The organism is Achromobacter xylosoxidans (genome assembly GCF_014490035.1).
In the GTDB taxonomy this organism is placed as follows: Bacteria; Pseudomonadota; Gammaproteobacteria; order Burkholderiales; family Burkholderiaceae_B; genus Achromobacter; species Achromobacter bronchisepticus_A.
In genome coordinates this window covers 35,601-55,761 of sequence record NZ_CP061008.1, presented here as the reverse complement: position 1 = coordinate 55,761, position 20,161 = coordinate 35,601, and the positions used below count along the sequence as shown (strand labels likewise).

General features: G+C 67.0%; 19 protein-coding genes and 1 riboswitch. Of the genes, 11 read left to right on the top strand and 8 right to left on the bottom strand.

Going from position 1 to position 20,161, the window contains the following annotated elements; translation table 11 throughout:
• Positions 1-68 precede the first annotated feature (68 nt).
• Positions 69-527, top strand: coding sequence for a DUF494 family protein (locus tag IAG39_RS00260; RefSeq protein WP_042795808.1), 459 nt, complete (start codon positions 69-71; stop codon positions 525-527).
• Positions 528-593: 66 nt separating this feature from the next.
• Entirely contained in the window at positions 594-1,490 is an 897-nt protein-coding gene (gene gluQRS, locus IAG39_RS00255; RefSeq protein WP_118934975.1) for a tRNA glutamyl-Q(34) synthetase GluQRS, read from the top strand.
• Here the strand turns inward: gluQRS and IAG39_RS00250 are convergent.
• Positions 1,477-4,107 (bottom strand): GDYXXLXY domain-containing protein, encoded by a 2,631-nt coding sequence (locus IAG39_RS00250; protein ID WP_187523978.1) that lies wholly within the window; start codon positions 4,105-4,107, stop codon positions 1,477-1,479. The genes gluQRS and IAG39_RS00250 overlap by 14 nt on opposite strands.
• A 62-nt stretch (positions 4,108-4,169) precedes the next feature.
• Here IAG39_RS00250 and IAG39_RS00245 point away from each other — a divergent pair, with 62 nt between their 5' ends.
• The 5 genes from IAG39_RS00245 to IAG39_RS00225 all read left to right on the top strand — a co-directional run bounded on the left by IAG39_RS00245 (position 4,170) and on the right by IAG39_RS00225 (position 10,519).
• Positions 4,170-6,794 (top strand): DNA topoisomerase III, encoded by a 2,625-nt coding sequence (locus IAG39_RS00245; RefSeq protein WP_118932758.1) that lies wholly within the window; start codon positions 4,170-4,172, stop codon positions 6,792-6,794.
• A 141-nt stretch (positions 6,795-6,935) separates the two neighbouring features.
• Positions 6,936-7,994, top strand: coding sequence for an ABC transporter substrate-binding protein (locus tag IAG39_RS00240; protein ID WP_118932757.1), 1,059 nt, complete (start codon positions 6,936-6,938; stop codon positions 7,992-7,994).
• Positions 7,994-8,764, top strand: coding sequence for an ABC transporter ATP-binding protein (locus IAG39_RS00235; RefSeq protein WP_165867844.1), 771 nt, complete (start codon positions 7,994-7,996; stop codon positions 8,762-8,764). Before IAG39_RS00240 ends, IAG39_RS00235 begins: the two co-directional genes overlap by 1 nt.
• Before the next feature lie 13 nt (positions 8,765-8,777).
• The gene (locus IAG39_RS00230) at positions 8,778-9,632 is read left to right on the top strand and encodes an ABC transporter permease (protein ID WP_059376487.1); all 855 of its coding nucleotides are present in this window, start codon (positions 8,778-8,780) and stop codon (positions 9,630-9,632) included.
• A 107-nt stretch (positions 9,633-9,739) separates the two neighbouring features.
• Positions 9,740-10,519 carry an SDR family oxidoreductase gene (locus tag IAG39_RS00225; protein WP_059376484.1) on the top strand — a complete coding sequence of 260 codons (780 nt, stop codon included), beginning with the start codon at positions 9,740-9,742 and terminating at the stop codon, positions 10,517-10,519.
• A 42-nt stretch (positions 10,520-10,561) separates the two neighbouring features.
• Here the strand turns inward: IAG39_RS00225 and ilvB are convergent, their stop codons facing one another.
• Positions 10,562-12,382 carry a biosynthetic-type acetolactate synthase large subunit gene (gene ilvB, locus IAG39_RS00220; RefSeq protein WP_118932756.1) on the bottom strand — a complete coding sequence of 607 codons (1,821 nt, stop codon included), beginning with the start codon at positions 12,380-12,382 and terminating at the stop codon, positions 10,562-10,564.
• Between the two features lie 93 nt (positions 12,383-12,475).
• Here ilvB and IAG39_RS00215 point away from each other — a divergent pair, with 93 nt between their 5' ends.
• Positions 12,476-12,946, top strand: a complete 471-nt coding sequence (locus IAG39_RS00215; protein WP_013390823.1) for an Lrp/AsnC family transcriptional regulator — start codon at positions 12,476-12,478, stop codon at positions 12,944-12,946.
• 7 nt (positions 12,947-12,953) lie between these two features.
• Here the strand turns inward: IAG39_RS00215 and IAG39_RS00210 are convergent, their stop codons facing one another.
• Positions 12,954-13,874 carry a bestrophin family protein gene (locus IAG39_RS00210; RefSeq protein ID WP_059376476.1) on the bottom strand — a complete coding sequence of 307 codons (921 nt, stop codon included), beginning with the start codon at positions 13,872-13,874 and terminating at the stop codon, positions 12,954-12,956.
• Between the two features lie 104 nt (positions 13,875-13,978).
• Here IAG39_RS00210 and IAG39_RS00205 point away from each other — a divergent pair, with 104 nt between their 5' ends.
• Both IAG39_RS00205 and ribB read left to right on the top strand, forming a co-directional pair.
• A complete protein-coding gene (locus tag IAG39_RS00205) occupies positions 13,979-14,500 on the top strand; it encodes an SET domain-containing protein (protein WP_118932755.1) in 522 nt (173 codons plus the stop codon).
• Positions 14,501-14,612: 112 nt separating this feature from the next.
• A riboswitch (FMN riboswitch) is annotated at positions 14,613-14,767 on the top strand.
• 111 nt (positions 14,768-14,878) lie between these two features.
• Entirely contained in the window at positions 14,879-15,598 is a 720-nt protein-coding gene (gene ribB, locus IAG39_RS00200) for a 3,4-dihydroxy-2-butanone-4-phosphate synthase (protein ID WP_118932754.1), read from the top strand.
• Between the two features lie 40 nt (positions 15,599-15,638).
• On the opposite strand, the gene IAG39_RS00195 is transcribed toward ribB, so the two are convergent.
• Entirely contained in the window at positions 15,639-16,838 is a 1,200-nt protein-coding gene (locus tag IAG39_RS00195) for an arabinose transporter (protein ID WP_118932753.1), read from the bottom strand.
• Positions 16,839-16,987: 149 nt separating this feature from the next.
• Here IAG39_RS00195 and IAG39_RS00190 point away from each other — a divergent pair, with 149 nt between their 5' ends.
• Positions 16,988-17,647 (top strand): TetR/AcrR family transcriptional regulator, encoded by a 660-nt coding sequence (locus tag IAG39_RS00190; RefSeq protein WP_059376463.1) that lies wholly within the window; start codon positions 16,988-16,990, stop codon positions 17,645-17,647.
• Positions 17,648-17,668: 21 nt separating this feature from the next.
• Here IAG39_RS00190 and IAG39_RS00185 read toward each other — a convergent pair whose 3' ends face one another.
• From IAG39_RS00185 to IAG39_RS00170, 4 genes are all read right to left on the bottom strand, one after another.
• Positions 17,669-18,178, bottom strand: coding sequence for a nucleoside 2-deoxyribosyltransferase (locus IAG39_RS00185; protein WP_118932752.1), 510 nt, complete (start codon positions 18,176-18,178; stop codon positions 17,669-17,671).
• Between the two features lie 5 nt (positions 18,179-18,183).
• Entirely contained in the window at positions 18,184-18,753 is a 570-nt protein-coding gene (locus IAG39_RS00180; RefSeq protein ID WP_054455727.1) for a flavin reductase family protein, read from the bottom strand.
• Positions 18,754-18,763: 10 nt separating this feature from the next.
• Positions 18,764-19,222 carry a nuclear transport factor 2 family protein gene (locus IAG39_RS00175; protein WP_118932751.1) on the bottom strand — a complete coding sequence of 153 codons (459 nt, stop codon included), beginning with the start codon at positions 19,220-19,222 and terminating at the stop codon, positions 18,764-18,766.
• Between the two features lie 136 nt (positions 19,223-19,358).
• Positions 19,359-19,970, bottom strand: coding sequence for an NAD(P)-dependent oxidoreductase (locus tag IAG39_RS00170; RefSeq protein ID WP_059376457.1), 612 nt, complete (start codon positions 19,968-19,970; stop codon positions 19,359-19,361).
• Positions 19,971-20,161 lie beyond the last annotated feature (191 nt).

The following is a 20,161-nucleotide window of genomic DNA, read 5'->3' as shown; positions in this document are numbered from 1 at the left end:
TAAAATTCATGTTTGCTGGTCTGCCGATATGCGGGCCGACTGTGCAAACAGGCACAAAACTGCGCCATATGTTCGATATCCTGGTTTATCTGTACGAGAATTACTACACGCCGCAAGCCTGTCCTGCGGCCGACGTGCTCGCAAAGCGGCTTGCCGCCGCCGGTTTCGAGCACGAAGACATCGACGACGCCCTCGGCTGGCTCTACGGCCTGGCCGAAACCACCGAACGCTGCGTCGATCTCGCCCAGGCCCCCGCCACCGGCACCCGGATCTACACCGACAACGAATACCAGCAGCTCGGCACCGAATCCATCGGCTTCATCGCCTTCCTGGAATCGGCCGGCGTGCTGCCCGCGCCCTTGCGCGAGATCGTCATCGACCGGGGTCTGGCGTCGCCGGAAACGCCCGTGCCGCTGTCCAAGATCAAGATCATCGCCCTCATGGTTCTCTGGAGCCAGGAAGCCGAGATCGACAATCTGGTCCTGGAAGAGCTGCTGGACGAGGACGGCACGCGCTTGCTGCATTGAACGGTATCCGCGTCGCTTGATGCCGTTACTCCTTACCCGCGCGCCGCGCCGCGCGGGCGTCCCATCGTGAATTACGTCGGCCGCTTCGCCCCCAGTCCCAGCGGCCCGCTGCATGCGGGCTCGCTGGTTGCCGCGCTAGCCAGCTGGCTGGACGCGCGCGCCCATGGCGGACGCTGGCTGCTGCGCATCGAAGACGTGGACACGCCGCGCACGGTGCCGGGCGCGGCCGAGGTCATCATGGGCCAGCTAAAGGCGCTGGGCCTGGACTGGGACGGCGACATCATGTGGCAGTCGCGCCGTAATGACGCCTACCAGGCCGCCTTCGACTCGCTGGCCGCGCGCGGCCTGATCTACGGCTGCGGCTGCACCCGGCGCGAAATCGCGGATTCGGCGCTGCGCGGCCAGACCGCGCCCGGGGCCGACGGCGAACGGCCGTATCCCGGCACCTGCCGCCACGGCTTGCCACCAGGCCGCGAGGCCCGCGCCTGGCGCGTGATCATGCCGGATGGCGTGGAACATTTCGTCGACCGCTGGCTGGGGCCGCAGGAACAGGACGTGGCGCAGGCGGTGGGCGACATCGCGCTAAGGCGGGCTGACGGCCTGTGGGCGTACCAACTCGCTGTAGTGGTGGACGACGCCGCGCAAGGCGTGACCGACGTGGTGCGCGGCGCGGACCTGCTCAGTTCCACCGCGCGCCAGCGCGTGCTGGGCCGGCTGCTGGGCCTGCCGCCGGTGCGCTACCTGCACGTGCCGCTGATCCTGGACGCTTCCAGCGGCCTGAAACTGTCCAAGCAGAACGGCGCCCCGCCCATCGACACCGGCGCGCCCCTGGCGGCGCTGATGGCCGCCTGGCGCGCCTTGGGCTTCGACCCCATCGATGCCGCGGACCGCGGTCATTTCCTGCGGGAAGCCACCGCGCGGTGGGCGCGGCGCTTCCCGCTGCCCGCCGCTACAGCGGCTTGAGGTCCTGGTCCAGCATCCGGACGAGCAGGGCCTCGCCGTTTTCCGCCACGCGCAACTCGCCGTACTTGGCGACCTGATAGCGCTCGGCCTGGCCTTCCGGGAAGAAATAGGCGTTGGTCACGATGCGCACGCTGTTGTCGCGGATGCGGTAACGCAGCGGCACTTCGGCATCGGTATGCGGGTGCGTATCGGGCTGGATGCGTAGCGGCTGCCCGACGCCGCGAGCGTCCGTCTGCAGCATGACATAGCCGTCCGGCTCGTAACCCATGACGGAGTCCTCGGCTTCGGGACGCTCGCCGCCCAGCCGCAGGCGCGTGACTTCCCGGCTGGCCGCGAAGTTCAGCGCCATGTAGTCGCCTTGCATCAGCGAACGGGGATCCACCGGAGCCAGTTCCAGGATGACCACCTTGCCCGACGCCAGCAGTTTTTCACGCTGCCAGATGCCGCCGTTGGCGACCGCCAGCACCAGCACCAGGCCGCCCAGGATGGCCAGCGTGCGCCAGCGCAAGGGCGCCGACACCGGCGGCAGGGCCCCGCGTCGGCTGGGCGCGATGGTGCGCATCAGGCGCGGCACCAGCCACACCAGGGCGCGCAACACGAACAGCAGCACCGCGGCGCCGCCCAGCCACAAGGCCTTTTGCAGCAGCGGCACGTCCAATTGGTAGTAATAGACACCCAGATAAGCCAGCAGGCTGATCACCGCGAACACGACCAAGCGGAACTGGTTCAAGCCGAAGCCCAGCAGCAGCCAGGCCAGCGCGAAACCCACGCCTGGACTGGGCAGCCAGAACAGGGACAGGATCAGCAGAGCTATCGGGACACCCCAGGTGACGCCCGCAGTCAGTACATGGCGGCGGGGCCAGAGCACCGCGAAGGCGGCCGCGACGGGCAACAGCGCGCCCGCAATGACCAGCACGGCCGTGTGCGGATTCAGCTGCCACATGGCGGGCAGTTGCTGGGCGGAGATGCCCCCGGCCAGCCATACCATCCCTTGCACCGACAGCAGGAAGGCCCAGGCCAGCGGTTGCAGCGCATGGGCGCGCTTGCCGCCCAGGCGGTGGCTCAGGCTGAAGATGACGGCGGTGGCCCAGGCGCCGGTCACGGCAATGGGCAGCCACACAAAGGTCGCGCGCATGGCGTCGAAGCCCAGCCATGCGTCCAGCAGGTCTTCGCCGCTCAGGTCGGGCGACAGGCCGCGCCAGATCAAGCCCGCCCCCGCCGCGGCAATCAGCAAGCCGCTCAGGAAGCGCAGGATGACGTCGGGTCCGACGGCATAGACCGTAGCCGCCATCAGCAGCACGAACACGCAGGCGCTGGCGAACGAGGTCGAGCTGGATAGCCCGAAGATGATCAGGATTTGCCCTGCGAAGGCCATGGCCGTGCCGCACTGGCGCCAGAACGGGCCAGCATCGCTGCGCAGCACCGCCACACCGGCCGCGCAAAGCACCAGCCCGGCCACCAGCGCGCCGCTTTCAGAGGTAATAAAGCCCGAGAACGCGATGAACACCAGCAGCAGCACAGTCGACAGCCAGGCGCTCAGGCCAAGCAGGCACTGCACGTACCAGGGCGGATCCGCCTGCGGCACCGGAGCGGGCGCCAGCTGCGCGACCGGCGCGCTGGCGTCGGCCGGGTCCACCGAGTTGCCGGCCGAAGCCGCTGCCGGTTCGGAATCGGCGGCCGCGGCCTCCGCCGTCTGCGGGTCGCCGGCAAGCCGGCGCAGCCAGCGCGCGGCCAAGACGGCCTCGGCCATGAGCAGCGCCGCCAGCGGCAGGGCCGCCCAGACGCCGGGCTCCAGGCGCAGCAGCCATTCGCCCGCCACCCGCAGCGACACGCAGATGACGCCGGCGGCCAGCATGGCCAGGATGATCAGGTCGCGCCGGCCCTTCTGATAATAGAAGCCCAGGCCCAGGGTCACCGCGACCCAGGCGATGCCGTTATAGAGGCCCAGGCCGCGGCCCAGGAAGTCGCCAAGCATCTGGGTCAGCACCAGCACGCTGATTGCCAGGGCGGCCAGGACCCGCGGACCGACCAGGGTGCTGGCGCGCCAGCGGCGGGCAGCCAGCTCCCAGCCCAGCAGCAGCACCAGGTTCAGGCCGGCCATCATCAGGCCGGGCACGCCCGGGCCGCCGAATATCAGCACCCAGGAGAACACCCGCTCGCCCAGCCACAAGGCCACCGCCACGTTCAACACCAGCGCCCATAGCAGCCAGACGGCCTGGCTGCCGGCGGCCAGCGCCCAGGGCAGCAGCAGCAGCGCCCACCAGGCGAACAGTTCCCAGGTATCAGCGCCAGTCTGGTAAGTTTGGCCTAGTAATGCGAGCAGCGCGCCCAGGAGGATGCCGGCCAGGGCGAGCAGGGCGCCTGGTATGGTGCGGCGCACGCCAGGACTCGCCCGCAGGCGCAGTCCGGTCCAGGCAGCGGCCAGCGCGCAAACCGCCAGGAGGCCCTGGATACCGGCGAAACGCTGGATTTTGGTCATGTCCTGCCAGTTGGCCGCGACCCAGCAAACCGCCGCGCTGCCCAGCAGCAAAACACCTAGCCAGAGGGTGCTGCGCGCCAGAAATTGACGCCAGGCGTGTAGTTCGGATCCCGCTTGTCTTTCAGTGCCGACTTGCATCTGGCGAATCTCCGATCTTATTATCCGCGCTACTACGGCGGGACTGCCGCCACTGGATACACATGAATAAAACGCTGATTATTGCCGAGAAGCCCTCGGTAGCCCTCGATATATCACGCGCCTTGGGAGGCTTTGCGCGCGAGGGCGACTATTTTGAAAGCGAACGTTACGTCCTCGCGTCCAGCATAGGCCACTTGCTGAGCTTGGTCGCGCCCAACGATCCGGTCAAGGGAAAATGGAGCTTCACGCACCTGCCCGTGATTCCGCCCGAGTTCGAACTGGGGCCCACCGACAAGAAATCGGCCGAACGGCTCAAGCTGCTGGTCCGCCTGGCCAAGCGCAAGGACGTCGACGCCATCATCAACGCCTGTGACGCCGGGCGCGAAGGCGAACTGATCTTCCGCTACATCATTCAGTACGCGGGCGTGAAGAAGCCGATCCAGCGCCTCTGGCTGCAGTCGATGACCCAGGCTGCCATCCGCGAAGCCTTCGCCAACCTGCGCGACGACGTCCAGCTCAAGCCGCTCGAAGCGGCCGCCCGCTCGCGCGCCGAAGCCGACTGGCTGGTGGGCATCAACGGCACCCGCGCAATGACCGCCTTCAACAGCAAGGACGGCGGCTTCTTCAAGACCCCGGTCGGCCGGGTGCAGACGCCCACGCTGGCCATCGTGGCCGAGCGCGAGGAGCGCATCCGCCGCTTCGTGCCGCGCGACTACTGGGAAGTGCGCGCCACCTTCGTGGCGGCCGCCGGCCTGTACGAAGGCCGCTGGATCGACCCGGAATTCAAGAAAGACGACCGCGACCCCGAAAAGCGCGAATCGCGCCTGTGGTCGCAGGCTGCCGCCCAGAGCGTGGTGGCTGCCTGCCGCGAACAGCCCGGCAGCGTCACGGAAGAATCCAAGCCGTCGACCCAGATGTCGCCGGCCCTCTACGACCTGACTTCGCTGCAGCGCGAGGCCAACGGCCGTTTCGGCTTTTCGGCCAAGACCACGCTGGCGCTGGCGCAGACCCTGTACGAACGGCACAAGGCGCTGACCTACCCGCGTACCGATTCGCGCTACCTGCCCGAGGACTACATCAACACCGTCAAGGAGACCATGCGCGCATTGGCGCAGGGCGGCTCCAATGCGGTGGGCGGCCTGGCCCGCCACGCCGGCACGGTGGTCAGCGAAAACTGGGTCAAGCCCAACCGCCGCATCTTCGACAACAAGAAGGTGTCGGACCACTTTGCCATCATCCCCACGCTGCAGATCCCGCACGATCTGAGCGAAGCCGAGGCCAAGCTGTACGACCTGGTGCTCAAGCGCTTCCTGGCCGTGTTCTTCCCCGCCGCGGAATACCGCGTCACCACCCGCATGACCGAAGTGCAGGGGCACCGCTTCCGCACCGACGGCAAGGTGCTGGTCAGCCCGGGATGGCTGGCCGTCTACGGCAAGGAAGCCCAAGGCGAAGACGCCAACCTGGTGCCTGTGGCGGACGGCGAGACCGTGCGCACCGAGGACGTGGAAGCCGTCGGCCTGACCACCAAGCCGCCGGCGCGCTTTAACGAAGGCACGCTGCTGTCGGCCATGGAAGGCGCGGGCAAGCTGGTGGACGACGAGGAACTGCGCGAGGCCATGTCCGAGCGCGGCCTGGGCACGCCGGCCACGCGCGCCGCCATCATCGAAGGCCTGCTCAACGAAAGCTACCTGCGCCGCGAAGGCCGCGACCTGGTGCCCACCGCCAAGGCGCGTCAGCTGATGACGCTCTTGTCCGGCCTGGACGTGACCGAACTGACTTCGCCGGAACTCACCGGCGAATGGGAACACAAGCTCAAGCAGATCGAGCAGGGCGGGCTGGGCCGCGAGGCCTTCATGCGCGAGATCGCGCAGATGACCCAGGTCATCGTCAAGCGCGCCAAGGAATACGAGCGCGACACGGTGCCGGGCGATTACGCCACGCTGCAGACGCCGTGCCCCAAGTGCGGCGCCGTGGTGAAGGAAAACTATCGCCGCTTTGCCTGCACCGCCTGCGACTTCTCCATCGGCAAGCACCCGGGCGGCCGCACCTTCGAGCTGCCCGAAGTGGAAGAGCTGCTGGCCAAGCGCGAGATCGGTCCGCTGCAAGGCTTCATCAGCAAGATGGGCCGTCCGTTCGCCGCCATCCTGCGCATCAGCGACGAGTACAAACTGGAATTCGACTTCGGCCAGAACGACGAGGACGACAGCGAGGCCGTGGACTTCTCCGGCCATACGCCGGTGGGCTCCTGCCCCAAGTGCCAGTCGCGCGTCTTTGAGCATGGCATGAGCTACGTCTGCGAGAAATCCGTCGGCCCCGAAAAGAGCTGCGATTTCCGTTCGGGCAAGGTCATCCTGCAGCAGGAGATCTCGCGCGAACAAATGGAAAAGCTGCTGATCAACGGCCGCACCGACCTGCTCGACGGCTTCGTCTCCAGCCGCACCAATCGCAAGTTCAAGGCCTTCCTCGTCCGCCAGCCGGACGGCAAGATCGGCTTCGAGTTCGAGCCGCGTCCTGAAAAGCCGGGCCGCGCGCCGGCCAAGACGGCTGCCAAGACCGCGACCAAGACTGCCGCGAAAAAGGCGCCGGCCAAGAAGGCTGCGGTGAAGAAGACCGCAACCAAGACGGCCACGAAAACGGCGGTCAAGAAGGCGGTGAAGAAGGCCGCGCCGAAAAAAGCCGCCGCGTAAAACGGGCGCGGCGCCTGGCGCGCCGCCTCCCGACCATCGCGCACAACGCCCGGGCAACCGGGCGTTTTCCATTGTTGGACGCCAGTGGCTGGGGTATTGTCTACGCCAAACCGCTGCAACCAGACCTATACCGAGGACGACATGAGCAACAGCCCCGACTTCACCACCCGCCGCCGCGTGCTGGCCGCCGCTGGCGCGCTGGCCGGCATCAGCCTGGTCAATGGCCGCGTCGCATTCGCGCAGCCCAAGCTGGGCCGCGTCGTCTACGGCCAGGGCAGCATCGACCCGTTCTTTGCCGCGGGTTATGTCGCGCTGAAGAAAGGCTACTTCGGCGAGGGCGGGCTGGAAGTCGAATACCTGAACTCGCAGAGCGGTCCGCGCACCAACCAGCTGCTGGCCGCGGGCCAGATCGCGTTCGGCGCCACCGCCGCCACGGCCGCCCCCGCGCTGACGCTGGCCGGCAAGCCCGCCACGCTGGTGTTCGGCTTTGACCGCAAGCTCACCTACGCCAACGTCATCGTGCGCCGTGAAGACTTCGAAAGCGGCAAGATCAAATCGTTAAAGGACCTGGCCGGCAAGCGCGTGGGCGCGACCCAGCCGCAGTCCAGCACCTGGCTGATGGCGCTGTACCTGATGCAGAAGGCCGGCGTGGCCGACAAGGTGGACATCCGCCCGCTGGGCGACCTGGCCACCATGCTGGGCGCGCTCAAGACCGGCTCCGTGTCGGCCAGCATGGCCACCATGTCCATGATGGAACAGGCGCAGCAGGAAGGCTGGGGCGTGCCCATCTTCGACGCCACGACTGAAAGCTCGTGGAACGAATTCATGGGCGGCGACGTGCCCGGCATCGCGGCCCTGACCTTGCAGGACACCATCCAGAAGCGCCCCGAAGTGGTGCAGGCCTTCGTCACGGCGCTGGTCCGCGCGCAGGACTTCATCAGCGCCAACAGCGCCGCGGCCGTCACCGACGCGATCTACGACGATTACCTGAACGCCTTCCCGCGCGCCGCCATCGAGAAGACGCTGGGCGTCTACAAGGAAACGGTGTTCCTGAAGGACAACATCATCACCCAGGACGCCTATGACCGCATGACGGCCATCATGGGCGACGGCCGCCAGTTCTCCAATGACGAGATCAAGACCGTGCCCTACGACCGTTGCGTGAACATGAGCTTCGTGCGCCGCGCGCGGGGCCTCTGATGATCACGCTGGACAAGGTAGGCAAGGCCTACCAGACCCGCCAGGCGACCACGCACGCAGTGGGCGAGGTCAGCCTGACGATCCCGGAAGGCGAGTTCGTCTCCATCGTCGGGCCGTCCGGCTGCGGCAAGAGCACGCTGCTGAACATGATCGCGGGGTTTCTGCGCCCGACCACCGGCACGATCCGCGTGGACGGCCGCGTCGTGGACGGGCAGGTGCCGCCAGCCCTGGGCTACATCTTCCAGAAGGACACGCTGCTGCCCTGGTTCAACGTGAGGAAGAACGTGGCGCTGGGCCTGAAGTTCCAGGGCGTGGCCGCCGACAAGATCGAGCGCCGCGTGGCCGAGCTGCTGGAAATGGGCCACTTGAGCCAGTTCGCCGACGCCTTTCCGCACCAGCTATCGGGCGGCATGCGGCGGCGCGTGGCGCTCTTGATGAGCCTGGCGGTCGAGCCGCGCATCCTGCTCCTGGACGAGCCCTTCGGCGCGCTGGACACGCACACCAAGACCCACCTGCACCGCGAGCTGATCGAGATCTGGCGCAAGCTGGGCCAGACCATCGTCATGGTCACGCACGACCTGGACGAGGCCATCCTGCTGTCGGACCGTGTGGTGGTGCTGTCCGGGCCGCCCAGCCGCGTGCTGCTGGACGAGCGCATCGAGATCCCGCATCCGCGCGATGTGTTCACGCTGCGCGAAACGCCGCAGTTCGTGACCCACGTGCAAAGCCTCTGGAGCGTGCTGGGACAGCAGTTCCGCGCCGCCGCCTGAATCCCTACGCGTCATGACCACCTCTTACTCCGCCGATTCCCTGCAGGACCAGCTGCGGCTGGACCGCCGCGCCAGCATCGCGCGCCGGCTGCGCATCACCATGTGGCAGGTGCTGATCCTTGCCATCATCCTGGGTTCCTGGGAAATACTCACGCGCATCCCCTGGTTCGCCCAGAACACGCTGTTCGATCCCTTCTTCATCAGCCAACCCTCGCGCGTGGCCGTGCGCCTGTGGGAATGGCTGCAGCCCGGCCCGCGTTCGGTCTGGCCGCACCTGTGGCTGACCTTGCAGGCCACCATGGTGGGACTGCTGGTGGGCGTGGGCAGCGGCTTCGTGGTGGGCATGACGCTCAGCCGCAGCCGCTTCCTGGCCGACGTGTTCAACCCCTTCATCGTGGCCTTCAACTCGATGCCGCGCATCGCGTTCGTGCCGCTCATCACCATGTTCTTCGGACTGGGCCTGGCTTCCAAGGTGGTGACGTCCTGGTTCGTGGTGTTCTTCCTGGTGTTCTTCAACACCTACAAGGGCGGACGCAGCGTGGAACGCGAGCTGGTGGACTTCTGCCGCACGCTGGGCGGTTCGCCGCGCCAGATCCTGTGGCGGGTGCGCATCCCGACCGCGGCCGCGTGGACCTTCGCCGCCTTGCCGAATGCCATCAGCTTCGCGCTGATCGGCGTGGTGCTGGCGGAGTTCGTGGGGTCCACGACGGGCATGGGCTATCTGATGATCACCGCGCTGGCGACGCTGAACGCCACCGACATGTTCGCGGCGGTGACGCTGCTGTCCATCGTCGGCATTGCGCTGGTTTATTGTGTGACCTGGCTGGAACGCCGGCTGCTGCATTGGGCGCCGGAGTTCCGGGAATAGGTAGATCCCCCGCAGCGCTGCGCGCTTCCCCCGGGGAGCGCCGCTGCGGACCGGCGGAGCCGGATCCGCGCGGCCCTGATTGAGACCAAGCACTTTGGACGACTGACATGAACACGCTGCCGTATCTGCGCAACTTCGACCTGACGGGACAAGTCGCCCTGGTGACCGGCTCGGCCCGCGGGCTGGGCTTCTGTATCGCACGCGCGCTGGCCGGCTGTGGCGCACGCGTGCTGATCAACGGCCGCAACGCCGAAGCCGTCGCGGCCGCGGCGGCTGAATTGACCGCCGCCGGCCTGGACGCGCATCCGCTGCCGTTCGACATCAGCGACGACGCCGCGATGGAACGCGCTTTCCAGGACATAGACCGCGACCACCGCCGCCTGGACATCCTGGTGAACAACGTCGGCGCGCGCAATCGCAAGACGCTGCGCGATACCAGCCCCGCCGAAATCCGCGAGCTTATCGACACCGACATGGTCGCCGGCATGCTGCTGGCCAAGTTCGCCGCCGAACGCATGGTGCGCCAGGGCAGCGGCCGCATGATCGCGATCACTTCGGTGGTAGGCGAACTGGCGCGCTCGGGCGATGCGGTCTATCCCGCGGCCAAGCAAGGTTTGACGGGCATGGTGCGCGCGCTGGCGGCGGAATTTGGCGGTCACGGCATCACCAGCAACGCCATCGCGCCTGGCACCTTCGCCACCGAGACCAATGCCGCCATGGTGGCCGACCCCGACGTGGGACCGCGCATCGCCACACGCAACCCCATGGGACGTTGGGGCGAACCGGAGGAAATCGCGGGCGCCGCCGTGTTCCTGGCGTCGCCCGCGGCGTCATACGTGAATGGACACGTGCTGGTGGTGGACGGAGGCTTGTCGATCCAGTTCTGATGCAGGGTGCTGGGCTGCGCCGGCAGCCCAGCGGCGGTCAGGTCAGGTCGTCTCGTCCTGATACCAGACGCCTTCGGCCAGCATCATCTTCTGATGCCCGTGCCCCGCAGGCATCATCGGGAAGCAGTTCTCCTGCGCCGTCACGGCCACGTCCAGGAAGTAGGGGCCGTCGTGCGCCAGGCACTCGGCCAGCGCGGCATCCAGCTTTGCCGGATCGTCCACGCGGGCCGCGCCCCAGCCGAAGGCGCGCGCCAGCGCCACAAAGTCGGGCAGCGAGGCGTTGTAGCTGTGGCTGTAGCGCCCGCCGTGGATCAGCTCCTGCCACTGCCGCACCATGCCCATGTAGCCGTTATTGCACAGCACGACCTTGACGGGCGTCTGGTGCTGCATGGCGGTGGACAGTTCCTGGATGTTCATCAGCACCGACGCGTCGCCGCTGACACAGACCACGGTCTTGTCCGGATGGGCGACCTGCGCGCCGATGGCGGCAGGCACGCCGTAGCCCATGGTGCCGGCGCCGCCCGAGGTCAGCCAGCGGTTGGGCCTGTCGAAGCGCAGATACTGCGCGGCCCACATCTGGTGCTGGCCCACGTCGGTGGAGACAATGGCGTCGCGGTCCGCCAGCGCCGCATTCAGGCGCGACATCAGGTGCTGCGGCAGGATCGCGTCGGCGGCCGGGGTATAGCCCAGGCAGTCCTGGGCGCGCCAGGCGTCGATGCGCTTGTACCAGGGCGCCAGCCGCGCTGCGTCCATGGGATCGTCGCCGAGTTCGGCGCGCAGGGCGCGCACCAGCGGCAGGCAATCGCCCACCAGCGCCACGTCCACGCGCACCACCTTGTTGATGGAAGCCGGATCGATGTCGATGTGGATCTTGCGCGCATGCGGGCAGAACTCCGACAGCTTGCCGGTAATGCGGTCGTCGAAGCGGGCGCCGATGCAGACCACCAGGTCCGCGTTATGCATGGCGAGGTTGGCCTCGACCGTGCCGTGCATGCCCAGCATGCCGACGAACTGCGGGTCGGACGCGGGGAATGCGCCCAGGCCCATCAAGGTCAGGGTGCAGGGCGCGCCGGTATGGCGCACCAGATCCGTAAAGGCCTCGCAAGCCTCGGGACCGGCGTTCACCAGCCCGCCGCCGCCGTAGAAGATGGGGCGCTTGGCCTGGGCGATCAAGGCGGCGGCGCGGCGCACGGCCGACTGCGGCAGCTTGGGAGCCAGCTTGCCCGCCTGGCGGCGCGCGCGCAGCGCGGCCAGCTTCTGCTGCGAGGGCACGGCATCGTCGTCCGCGTCGCGCGGCACGGCCAGCTGCACGTCCTTGGGGAAATCCAGCAGCACCGGGCCGGGGCGGCCCTGGCGGGTCAGCTCGAAGGCGCGGGCCGTCACCGCGGCCACGTCGTCCACCGAACGGACCTGCGTATTCCACTTGGTCACGGAGCGCGAGATGCCGATGGCGTCGCATTCCTGGAAGGCGTCCGTGCCGATGGCGGCCGTGGCGACCTGGCCGCTGATGCAGAGCACCGGGATCGAGTCGCACATGGCATCCAGCAGGCCGGACGTGGTGTTGGCCATGCCCGGGCCGGACGTGACGAAGACCACGCCGGTGCGGCCCGTGCTGCGGGCGTAGCCCTCGGCGGCGTGCACGGCAGCCTGCTCGTGGCGCACCAGCACGTGACGCAGGCGCGGCTCGGCGTACAGGGCGTCGTACAGCGGCAGCACCGCGCCGCCGGGGTACCCGAAAATGGTATCCACGCCGCACGCGATCAGCGTATCGAGCAGAATTTTCGCCCCGTTATCGGCGGGGCGTTCAGTGGCGGCAAGCGCGGCGGCGGCGGTGGGGTGCAGGCGATCGTTCATGCTATCTATCTTATTCGTAGATCGGAAGAATATTTATCTTCTTTTCCACGGATAACCGATGAACGGAGTAAATTTATCTTTGATTTTAAGGAATCAAAGAAAATGAACCTGGACAAGTTTGATCTCGCCATACTCAAGGTGCTGCAGGACAACGCGCGCGCCAGCCTGAACGACATCGGCGCGGCCGTGGGCCTGTCGTCCACACCGTGCTGGAACCGCATCAAACGCATGGAAAGCGCCGGCGTGATCCGCGGCTATACCGTCGACATCGATCCGGCCAGCCTGGGCTTCATGGACACGGTGATCGTGCACGTCACCCTGGAAAGCCACAGCGAGGAAACGCTGTACGAGTTCGGCCGGGCGCTGGCGCAGATCCCCGAGGTGCTGGAGGCCTTCCTGGTCTCGGGCGACTACGACTATTACATCCGCATCGCGGTGCGCGACACCCGCGACTACGAGCGGCTGTTGCGCGAACAGCTCTACCGCATCCCGGGCATCCGGCACAGCAAATCCTGCTTCGTGCTGCGCCGGCTGAAGGAAACCAAGCTGCCGCTGACCGGATTGGCGGAATAGGCGCGCGTTAGCGCAGCACGAAGTCCACCGGCACGGCGGGCTCGGGCAGGGGCCGCACGCCCAGTCCTTCCAAGAGGTCGATCTCGATCACGCGGGCCAGCGCCGACAGCGGCAGGTCGTTTTCGTCGGAGCCGAAGGGATCTTCCAGTTCGTCGCCCACCGCGTCCAGGCCGAAGAAGGTATAGGCCACTATGGTGACGGCCGCCGGCATCATGTATTCCAGCGTCCCCACCAGGCCGAAAGGCAGCAGCAGGCAGAACAACCAGGCCGTGCGATGCAGCAGCAGCGAATAGGCGAAGGGCGACGGCGTGAACTTGATGCGCTCGCAGGCCGCCTGGATGGCGGCGCAGGCAGCCACGCGCTGGGTCAGGGCCTGGTACAGGATGTCGCTCAGCTCGCCGCGCCGCAGACAGGCCGCCAGGTCGCGGTTGATGGCCATGAGCAGGGCGTCGGGCACGTTGCGGCAGCCGTTGAGGGTCTCGGCCTCGTCCTGCTGCACCCAGGGGCGCGCGGCAGAAGCCATGTCTTCCTGCCGCAGCCGCGCCGCCAGCGCGTAGCCGAAGCCGATGCAACGGCGCACGATGCGTTCCTGCACCGGGTTGGCGGTGCTGGCCGCCAGCAGCACCGCGCTTTCGCGCGCCAGGCTGCGCGCCTGCACGATCAGCTCGCCCCATTGCTTGCGCGCTTCCCACCAGCGGTCGTAGCAGACGTTGTTGCGAAAGCCCATGAACACGGACAGGGCCAGTCCGAACAGCGAAAACGGCACCGCCGACAGATGCGCGGGCGAGAACCATTCCTGGTGGTACATCCACACCACGAAGCAGGACAGCGCCGTGATGACGAGGATGCGGCTGAGGATCCGCGGGATGATGGACCCGCGCAAGACAAAGAACAAGGCCAGCGCGGAAGGACGCGGACGGACAATCATGGTGCTAACCGAAGGAACGAGGCGGCGCACACTATACGCCTGTCGAGCTGTCAAAAACGCGCCGATATAATTCTGTTTCGTCTCACCGCCACTTCCACCGAGCAATGACCACCGAAGACACCCCGATCAAGCCCTGGCATGTCGTCCGCCGCTCCAAGCTGCACGGCAACGGCGTCTTCGCCGCGCGCAAAATTCCCGCGGGCACGCGCATCATCGAGTACGGCGGCGAGCGCATCAGCGCCAAGGAAGCCGACCGCCGTCATCCGACCAATCCGGACGATCCCTTCCACACCTTTTTCTTCGCGCTCAGCTCCGGCCGCGTGATCGACGGCGGCGACCAGGGCAACGACGCGCGCTGGATCAACCATTCCTGCCAGCCCAACTGCGAGGCCCAGGAGGGCAAGCACGGCAAGCGCGTCTACATCGTCGCGCTGCAGGACATCCCGCGCGGCACCGAACTCTCGTACGACTACGGCCTGGTGCTGGACGGCCGCATCACCAAGAAGCTGAAGGAAGGCTACCGCTGCCTCTGTGGCACGCCGCCGTGCCGCGGCACCATGCTGGCGCTGCCGGCCAAGAAGAAAAAGAAAGCGGACGCGCCCGAGGCCGCCGAAACCGTCGCCTGAGCATCGGCGGGGTCCGACCCCGCTCATGCCGAAGACCCCAGACGCGGCAAGCGTATTCCAGGCCTCGCTCCGGACAGGCGTACAATCCGTCAGGTCGTTAACACGACATGCAGTACGTCTTCAGGGCGGGGTGCAATTCCCCACCGGCGGTATGCCATGCAATGTGGCGAGCCCGCGAGCGCCCGGCGTCCTTTGTGGACACCGGGGTCAGCAGATCTGGTGAGATGCCAGGGCCGACGGTCATAGTCCGGATGAGAGAAGATGTGCCGGCACAACGGTAGCACCGGGCGCACCTGCGCCCGGACTGCCGTATTGCGTTCGGCTGTCGAGTAGCCCTGAAACGTTTTTCGCCCCTTTCAACTTGCGAGAGCGTTTCAAATGCCCAACGTTACCCTTACCCCGCAGTCCCCCATCCCCAGCCTGGCTTCTCAGCCTTTCGCCGCTCGCCTGCAGCGCGCCCTGCATCATCTGCGCCTGGGCCGACCCGTCATTCTCATGGACGACTTCGACCGCGAGAACGAGGCCGACCTGATCGTGGCCGCCGACAAGCTGACCGTGCCAGTCATGGCGCAGCTGATCCGCGACGGCAGCGGCATCGTTTGCCTGTGCCTGCCCGGCGAAACCCTGGACCGGCTGGAACTGCCGCCCATGGTCCAGCGCAACCAGAGCCGCTTTGCCACCGCCTTCACCGTTTCCATCGAAGCGCGCGAAGGGGTCAGCACCGGCGTATCGGCCGTGGATCGCGTCACCACCATCCGCGCCGCCATCTCGCCGTCGGCGCAGAGCGAAGACATCGTCAGCCCGGGCCATGTGTTCCCGCTGCGCGCCCAGCCGGGCGGCGTGCTGGCCCGCCGCGGCCACACCGAAGGCTCGGTGGACCTGGCCGTGCTGGCCGGCCTGCGTCCGGCGGGCGTACTGTGCGAACTGATGAATGCCGACGGCACGATGATGCGCGGCGCCGCGCTTGAGCGCTATGCCGCGCAGCACGGACTGGTGGCGCTGACCATCGCCGAACTGGCAGACCATCTGCAACAACTGAAGGACGGCCAGGCCGAAGCGATCGACGACGAAGTGCTGGAGATGGCCGCGACGGTCTGATCGCTGCACAGGCGGCGCCGGAACCGGCGCCGCCATTTTTTTAGCGCCGCGTCCTGAGCGCCATGGCGACGACCATCGCCGCCAGCGCGCACGCGCCGCCCATCGCATACACCGCGCCATAGCCTTGCTCGCCGGCCAGCCAGCCGGCCGCCGGACTGCTCAGCCCCAAGGCCACGTCCAGGAAGGCCACGTACGCCCCCATGGCAGCGCCTCGGCTGGCCGCCGGCACGCGGCGCACGGCTTCCACGCCGAAGGCGGGGAATGCCAGCGAGTAGCCCGCGCCCGTCAGCAGCGCACCCGCATAGGCCCAGGCCGGCGTGGTGCCGGTCCAGATCAGCCACTGTCCCGCCGCTTCAATCAGCACACACACCAGCGCCACGCGCGCGCCGCCCAACTTGTCCGGCAGGCCGGCAAAGAACACCCGCGCCAGGATGAAGCCCGCGCCGAACGCGGTGAACATCCACGCCGCGCCGTCCCAACCGCGCTGCGAAAACAGCAGGCTCACGAACGCCGTGATCACGCCAAAGCCGACGCTGGCCAGCGCCAGCCCCGCGCCGGGCAGCAGCACCAGACCCAGCACTTTGTAGAAAGGCGTGCGCACGCCGCCTGCCGCGCGCACGCCGCGCAGCGGCAGCACCAGCGCCAGGGCCGCCAGCGGAATCAGCGCCGTGGCCCAGGCAATGCCCGCAAAGCCCGTGACGCCGTAGAGCCGCATGCCGGCGGGCGCGCCCAGCGCATAGGCGGCGTAGATCGCCACGCCGACCCAGGCCATCACGCGGCCCGCGTTCTGCGGCCCCACGCGGCCCACGCCCCAGCTCAGCGCGCCAGTGACGATAAGACTTTCGGCGCAGCCCATGAGCGCGCGTCCGGCCAGCAGCGCGGCCAGCGCCGCCTGCGGCCGCGCCGACAGGTCGTCGGCCAACAGATAGAACAGGCCCGCGATGGAGCCCAGCACAAAACCGCCCACCACCGCGCGCTTGGCGCCGCGGCGGTCAGCGAGCGAGCCCGCGTAGGCGCGCGACAGCAAGGCGGCGGCGAACTGCAGGCCGGCCACCACGCCAACCACCAGCGCGCCCAACGCCAGCGTGCCGTCTACATACAGAGGCAGCACCGGCATGGGCAGGCCGATCATGAAGAACCCGACGAATACCGCCAGCGCCAGCGGCAGCACTTGCGCGAAAACGGAGCGCACGGGCCCCTGGGCCGCGGGCATGGCCCCGGCCGTCGATGAATGCGACATTGAATTTCCTTAAGTGAGAGATGCGCAATCCGGAACCAGTTTGAAAACCGCCGATGGCATAATCGCCGTGTGCGGGCGATGAACCGGATTGCCTGCTGGAAATTTTATGAGCCGTTGCTCATATTCGATACTCGCCTTTCACAGTACCCATGACTGCCATCCCACAGCCCCGGAAATCGCCGCGCCAGCTCAGATCCCAGCACACCGTAGAGACAATTTTGCAAGCCACGGCTCGCGTTCTGGCGACCCATGGCTATGCGGGCACCAATACCAATCTGATCGCGGAAACGGCCGGCGTCAGCGTCGGTTCGCTGTATCAGTACTTCCCCAACAAGAACGCCCTGATCGCGGCGCTGCATAACCGCCACGACAACCAGATGCTGGACGTGATAGACGCGGTCCTGGACAGCAATCCCGCGGCCACGCTGCGCGAACGCGTCGCGGCCATTGTCGAAGCGATGCTGCACGCCCACATGCTGGAGCCCGCGCTGCATCGCGTGCTGGAAAGGGAGTTTCCGCTGTTCGACCAGCCGCACGAGCACAGCCGCGCGGATCAGGATATCCACAGGCGCATGCGTCATCTGCTGGAACTGCATCGTGCCGAAATCGCGCAGCAGGACCGGGATCTGGCGACCTATGTGGTGTTGCGCATCATGGAGTCGCTGGTGCATGCCGCAGCGCTGGAGCCGCCCGCGGGATTCTCGACGCGGCAGCTGGAACAGGCGGTGGTCGACGCGGTGATGGGGTATCTGGGCGAGCCGGCCGCGCGTCCCGCGCCGCGCAAGACGGCGAAGACTGCGCGCCGCTAGCCGCGCAATGGTTCGGGGCCGTCAGCGCCCCGGTTCGCGGGCCATCTGCGCCAGGCAGTCGGCCGCGCTGCCCGTGACGATGCGGGCGCTGCACGCCAGCATCAGATTCAGGTTCAGGCCAAAGTCTTCCACGGTATAGCCATGCGCATCGACCATGCGCGATGCGCCGTCGTCTGCCGCCGCGCCCACCGCCACCTGATCGATCAGCGAACCGGCCTGGCCGGTATAGCCCCATACCGGCTTGCCGCAGGCGATGGCGTAGCCGACTTCGAAGGCCGTGCCGGAATCGGGTTCGGCGCCGCGGAACGGATTCAGGTTGGCCATCACCATGTCGGCGCGCCGTATCAGCGCGACGTTCTCGCGGTAGATCCATTGCGCCACCGACGGACCCGATAGATCCTGCGGCGCCTCGTTGTCCAGCGGGAACAGGCCGTCGAACCCATAGGTGGCGCAGAGCGCCTTCAAGCGTTTTCCGTGCGCCGCCGCATCGGGCAGGAACACGTCGAAACCCGCCAGATATACGCTGCGCATGTTGGTTACTCCGGATCGGAAACGTTGAAGGCTTCGCCAGTGGCGAAGAAGGAGCCGCCGGCCACGTAATGCACCGAACGGCGCTCGTCGTCAGGGAAATGCCAGCGGTTGCCGGAAAACACTTCCGGCGCGGCCCACGCGGCCACGACTTCGCCGATGAAGAGATCGTAGGCCTGCTGATTGTGCGGCTCGGGCACGACGCGGCATTCCAGCCAGCCCAGGCAACCGCTGATGAGCGGCGCGCCGATCTTGCTGGCGGGGAACGTCGTCAGGCCGCTGGCCTGGAACTTGTCCTCGTCGCGCCCGGAATCGGTGCCCACCCGCAGCGTGGCGCGCGCCTGCGCACGCGACGGGATGCACAGCGCGAACTCGCCCGATGCTTCGATCAATCCGCGCGTGTAGGTGTTCTTGTCCACCACCACCAGCATCTTGGGCGGACTGAAATCCAGGGGCATGGCCCAGGCGGCCGCCATGACGTTGCGCGCATCGCCATGAGCGCTGGTCACCAGCACCGTGGGGCCGTGGTTCAGCAGCAGATAGGCGCGGGACAGGTCTACGGGTTCGATGCTGGACATGCGGCGCTTCCTAGAACATGCCGTTCTTGTTGGCGGGGTTCTCGGGGATTTCCTGGCTAACGTCCCAGTGTTCCACGATCTTGCCGTCTTCCACACGGAAGATATCCATCACGGCCTGGCCGCGGTCTTCCGGCGAATCGCGCCACAGGTTGTGGATAAGCACCAGGTCGCCCTCGGCGATCACGCGCTTGATCTCGACGATGGACTGCGGATGCTGCTCGAAATAGGCGGGAAAGAAATCCACCAGGGGACCGACGCCGTCCTGCATATAGGGGTTGTGCTGGACGTAGTTCGGGCTGACGTACAGGCGCACCGCCTCGTCGACGTCGCGGTCCTGGAACATCATGCGGAAGAACGCCACCACAAGGTCCTTGTTGGACTGAGGCGCTGCCGCGCTTGCCGGCGCGGCAGCCACACAGGTTGCGGCGACCAGCAAGCAAACGGCCAACGATTTCAACTTCATACGCATACGGGGCAAACTCAGGTATCGGAACGCCGGCTGGCGGTGCGCCAGTTTACAAACAAAAACATGGATCCCGGGCCTTGGCCCCCAATGAAAAAGGGCCTCTTGCCGAGGCCCTTCGTGGTCCCGCCGACGGCCGGGCTCAATAGCCGACGGTGTAGCGGCGGCGCGAATGCTTGGGCGTCTCGAGTTCATCGACCAGCGCAATGGCATAGTCTTCCATCGAAATCCAGCTCTTGCCTTCGTCGTCGGCCAGCAGGGTGTCGTCGCCCAAACGGAACGTACCGGTGCGCTCGCCCGGCTCGAATAGCGCCGAAGGCGACAGGAAGGTCCAGTTCAGCACTTTTTCATGGCGCAACGTGTCCAGGAACACCACGCCGGCGCGCGCTTCGGGCTTGTAGGCGTCGGGGAATTCGGGGGTGTCGATCAGCATCTTGCCGGGGGCGACCAGCAGGCTGCCCGCGCCGCCGACCACCAGCAGGCGCGGCACGCCCGCATCCTTCACGGCGCTCAGGAGCGGCTTGGCGTCCGACGACACGAAGCGCGACGCGCTGATCACGGCGTCGTGGCCCTTCAGCAACGAGGTCAGCGCTTCGGGATCGGTGGCGTCGCCCTGCTTGATGGTCAGGCCGAGCTGCGGATTCACGTCGGACAGGTTGCGGGCGATGCCCGTGACCTGGTGGCCGCGCTTGAGCAATTCGTCCGCCACGCGCGAACCCACGCGGCCGGTGATTCCGATCAATGCAACTTTCATGGTCTTGCTCCTTGGGTAGGGGGAGCCAGGGCCGCCGCGACTTGCGGCGCAACACGTTTTGGCTCAGGCAAAGCCATACTATTCGTACAAATCCGATCGAAAAACCCGTAAAACCGGATGAGTTTTTTGCAATTTATGCACCAATACTTGGCAAACCCGCCCGCAACGGACCGAAGAGGCAGCCCTGCCGG

Excerpts from the sequence above, each read along its gene's own strand:
- IAG39_RS00260 (WP_042795808.1), top strand. The coding sequence starts at position 69 with ATGTTCGATATCCTGGTTTATCTGTACGAGAATTACTACACGCCGCAA.
- IAG39_RS00250 (WP_187523978.1), bottom strand. The coding sequence starts at position 4,107 with ATGCAAGTCGGCACTGAAAGACAAGCGGGATCCGAACTACACGCCTGG.
- IAG39_RS00245 (WP_118932758.1), top strand. The coding sequence starts at position 4,170 with ATGAATAAAACGCTGATTATTGCCGAGAAGCCCTCGGTAGCCCTCGAT.
- IAG39_RS00240 (WP_118932757.1), top strand. The coding sequence starts at position 6,936 with ATGAGCAACAGCCCCGACTTCACCACCCGCCGCCGCGTGCTGGCCGCC.
- IAG39_RS00235 (WP_165867844.1), top strand. The coding sequence starts at position 7,994 with ATGATCACGCTGGACAAGGTAGGCAAGGCCTACCAGACCCGCCAGGCG.
- IAG39_RS00230 (WP_059376487.1), top strand. The coding sequence starts at position 8,778 with ATGACCACCTCTTACTCCGCCGATTCCCTGCAGGACCAGCTGCGGCTG.
- IAG39_RS00225 (WP_059376484.1), top strand. The coding sequence starts at position 9,740 with ATGAACACGCTGCCGTATCTGCGCAACTTCGACCTGACGGGACAAGTC.
- IAG39_RS00215 (WP_013390823.1), top strand. The coding sequence starts at position 12,476 with ATGAACCTGGACAAGTTTGATCTCGCCATACTCAAGGTGCTGCAGGAC.
- IAG39_RS00210 (WP_059376476.1), bottom strand. The coding sequence starts at position 13,874 with ATGATTGTCCGTCCGCGTCCTTCCGCGCTGGCCTTGTTCTTTGTCTTG.
- IAG39_RS00205 (WP_118932755.1), top strand. The coding sequence starts at position 13,979 with ATGACCACCGAAGACACCCCGATCAAGCCCTGGCATGTCGTCCGCCGC.
- ribB (WP_118932754.1), top strand. The coding sequence starts at position 14,879 with ATGCCCAACGTTACCCTTACCCCGCAGTCCCCCATCCCCAGCCTGGCT.
- IAG39_RS00195 (WP_118932753.1), bottom strand. The coding sequence starts at position 16,838 with ATGTCGCATTCATCGACGGCCGGGGCCATGCCCGCGGCCCAGGGGCCC.
- IAG39_RS00190 (WP_059376463.1), top strand. The coding sequence starts at position 16,988 with ATGACTGCCATCCCACAGCCCCGGAAATCGCCGCGCCAGCTCAGATCC.
- IAG39_RS00185 (WP_118932752.1), bottom strand. The coding sequence starts at position 18,178 with ATGCGCAGCGTATATCTGGCGGGTTTCGACGTGTTCCTGCCCGATGCG.
- IAG39_RS00180 (WP_054455727.1), bottom strand. The coding sequence starts at position 18,753 with ATGTCCAGCATCGAACCCGTAGACCTGTCCCGCGCCTATCTGCTGCTG.
- IAG39_RS00175 (WP_118932751.1), bottom strand. The coding sequence starts at position 19,222 with ATGCGTATGAAGTTGAAATCGTTGGCCGTTTGCTTGCTGGTCGCCGCA.
- IAG39_RS00170 (WP_059376457.1), bottom strand. The coding sequence starts at position 19,970 with ATGAAAGTTGCATTGATCGGAATCACCGGCCGCGTGGGTTCGCGCGTG.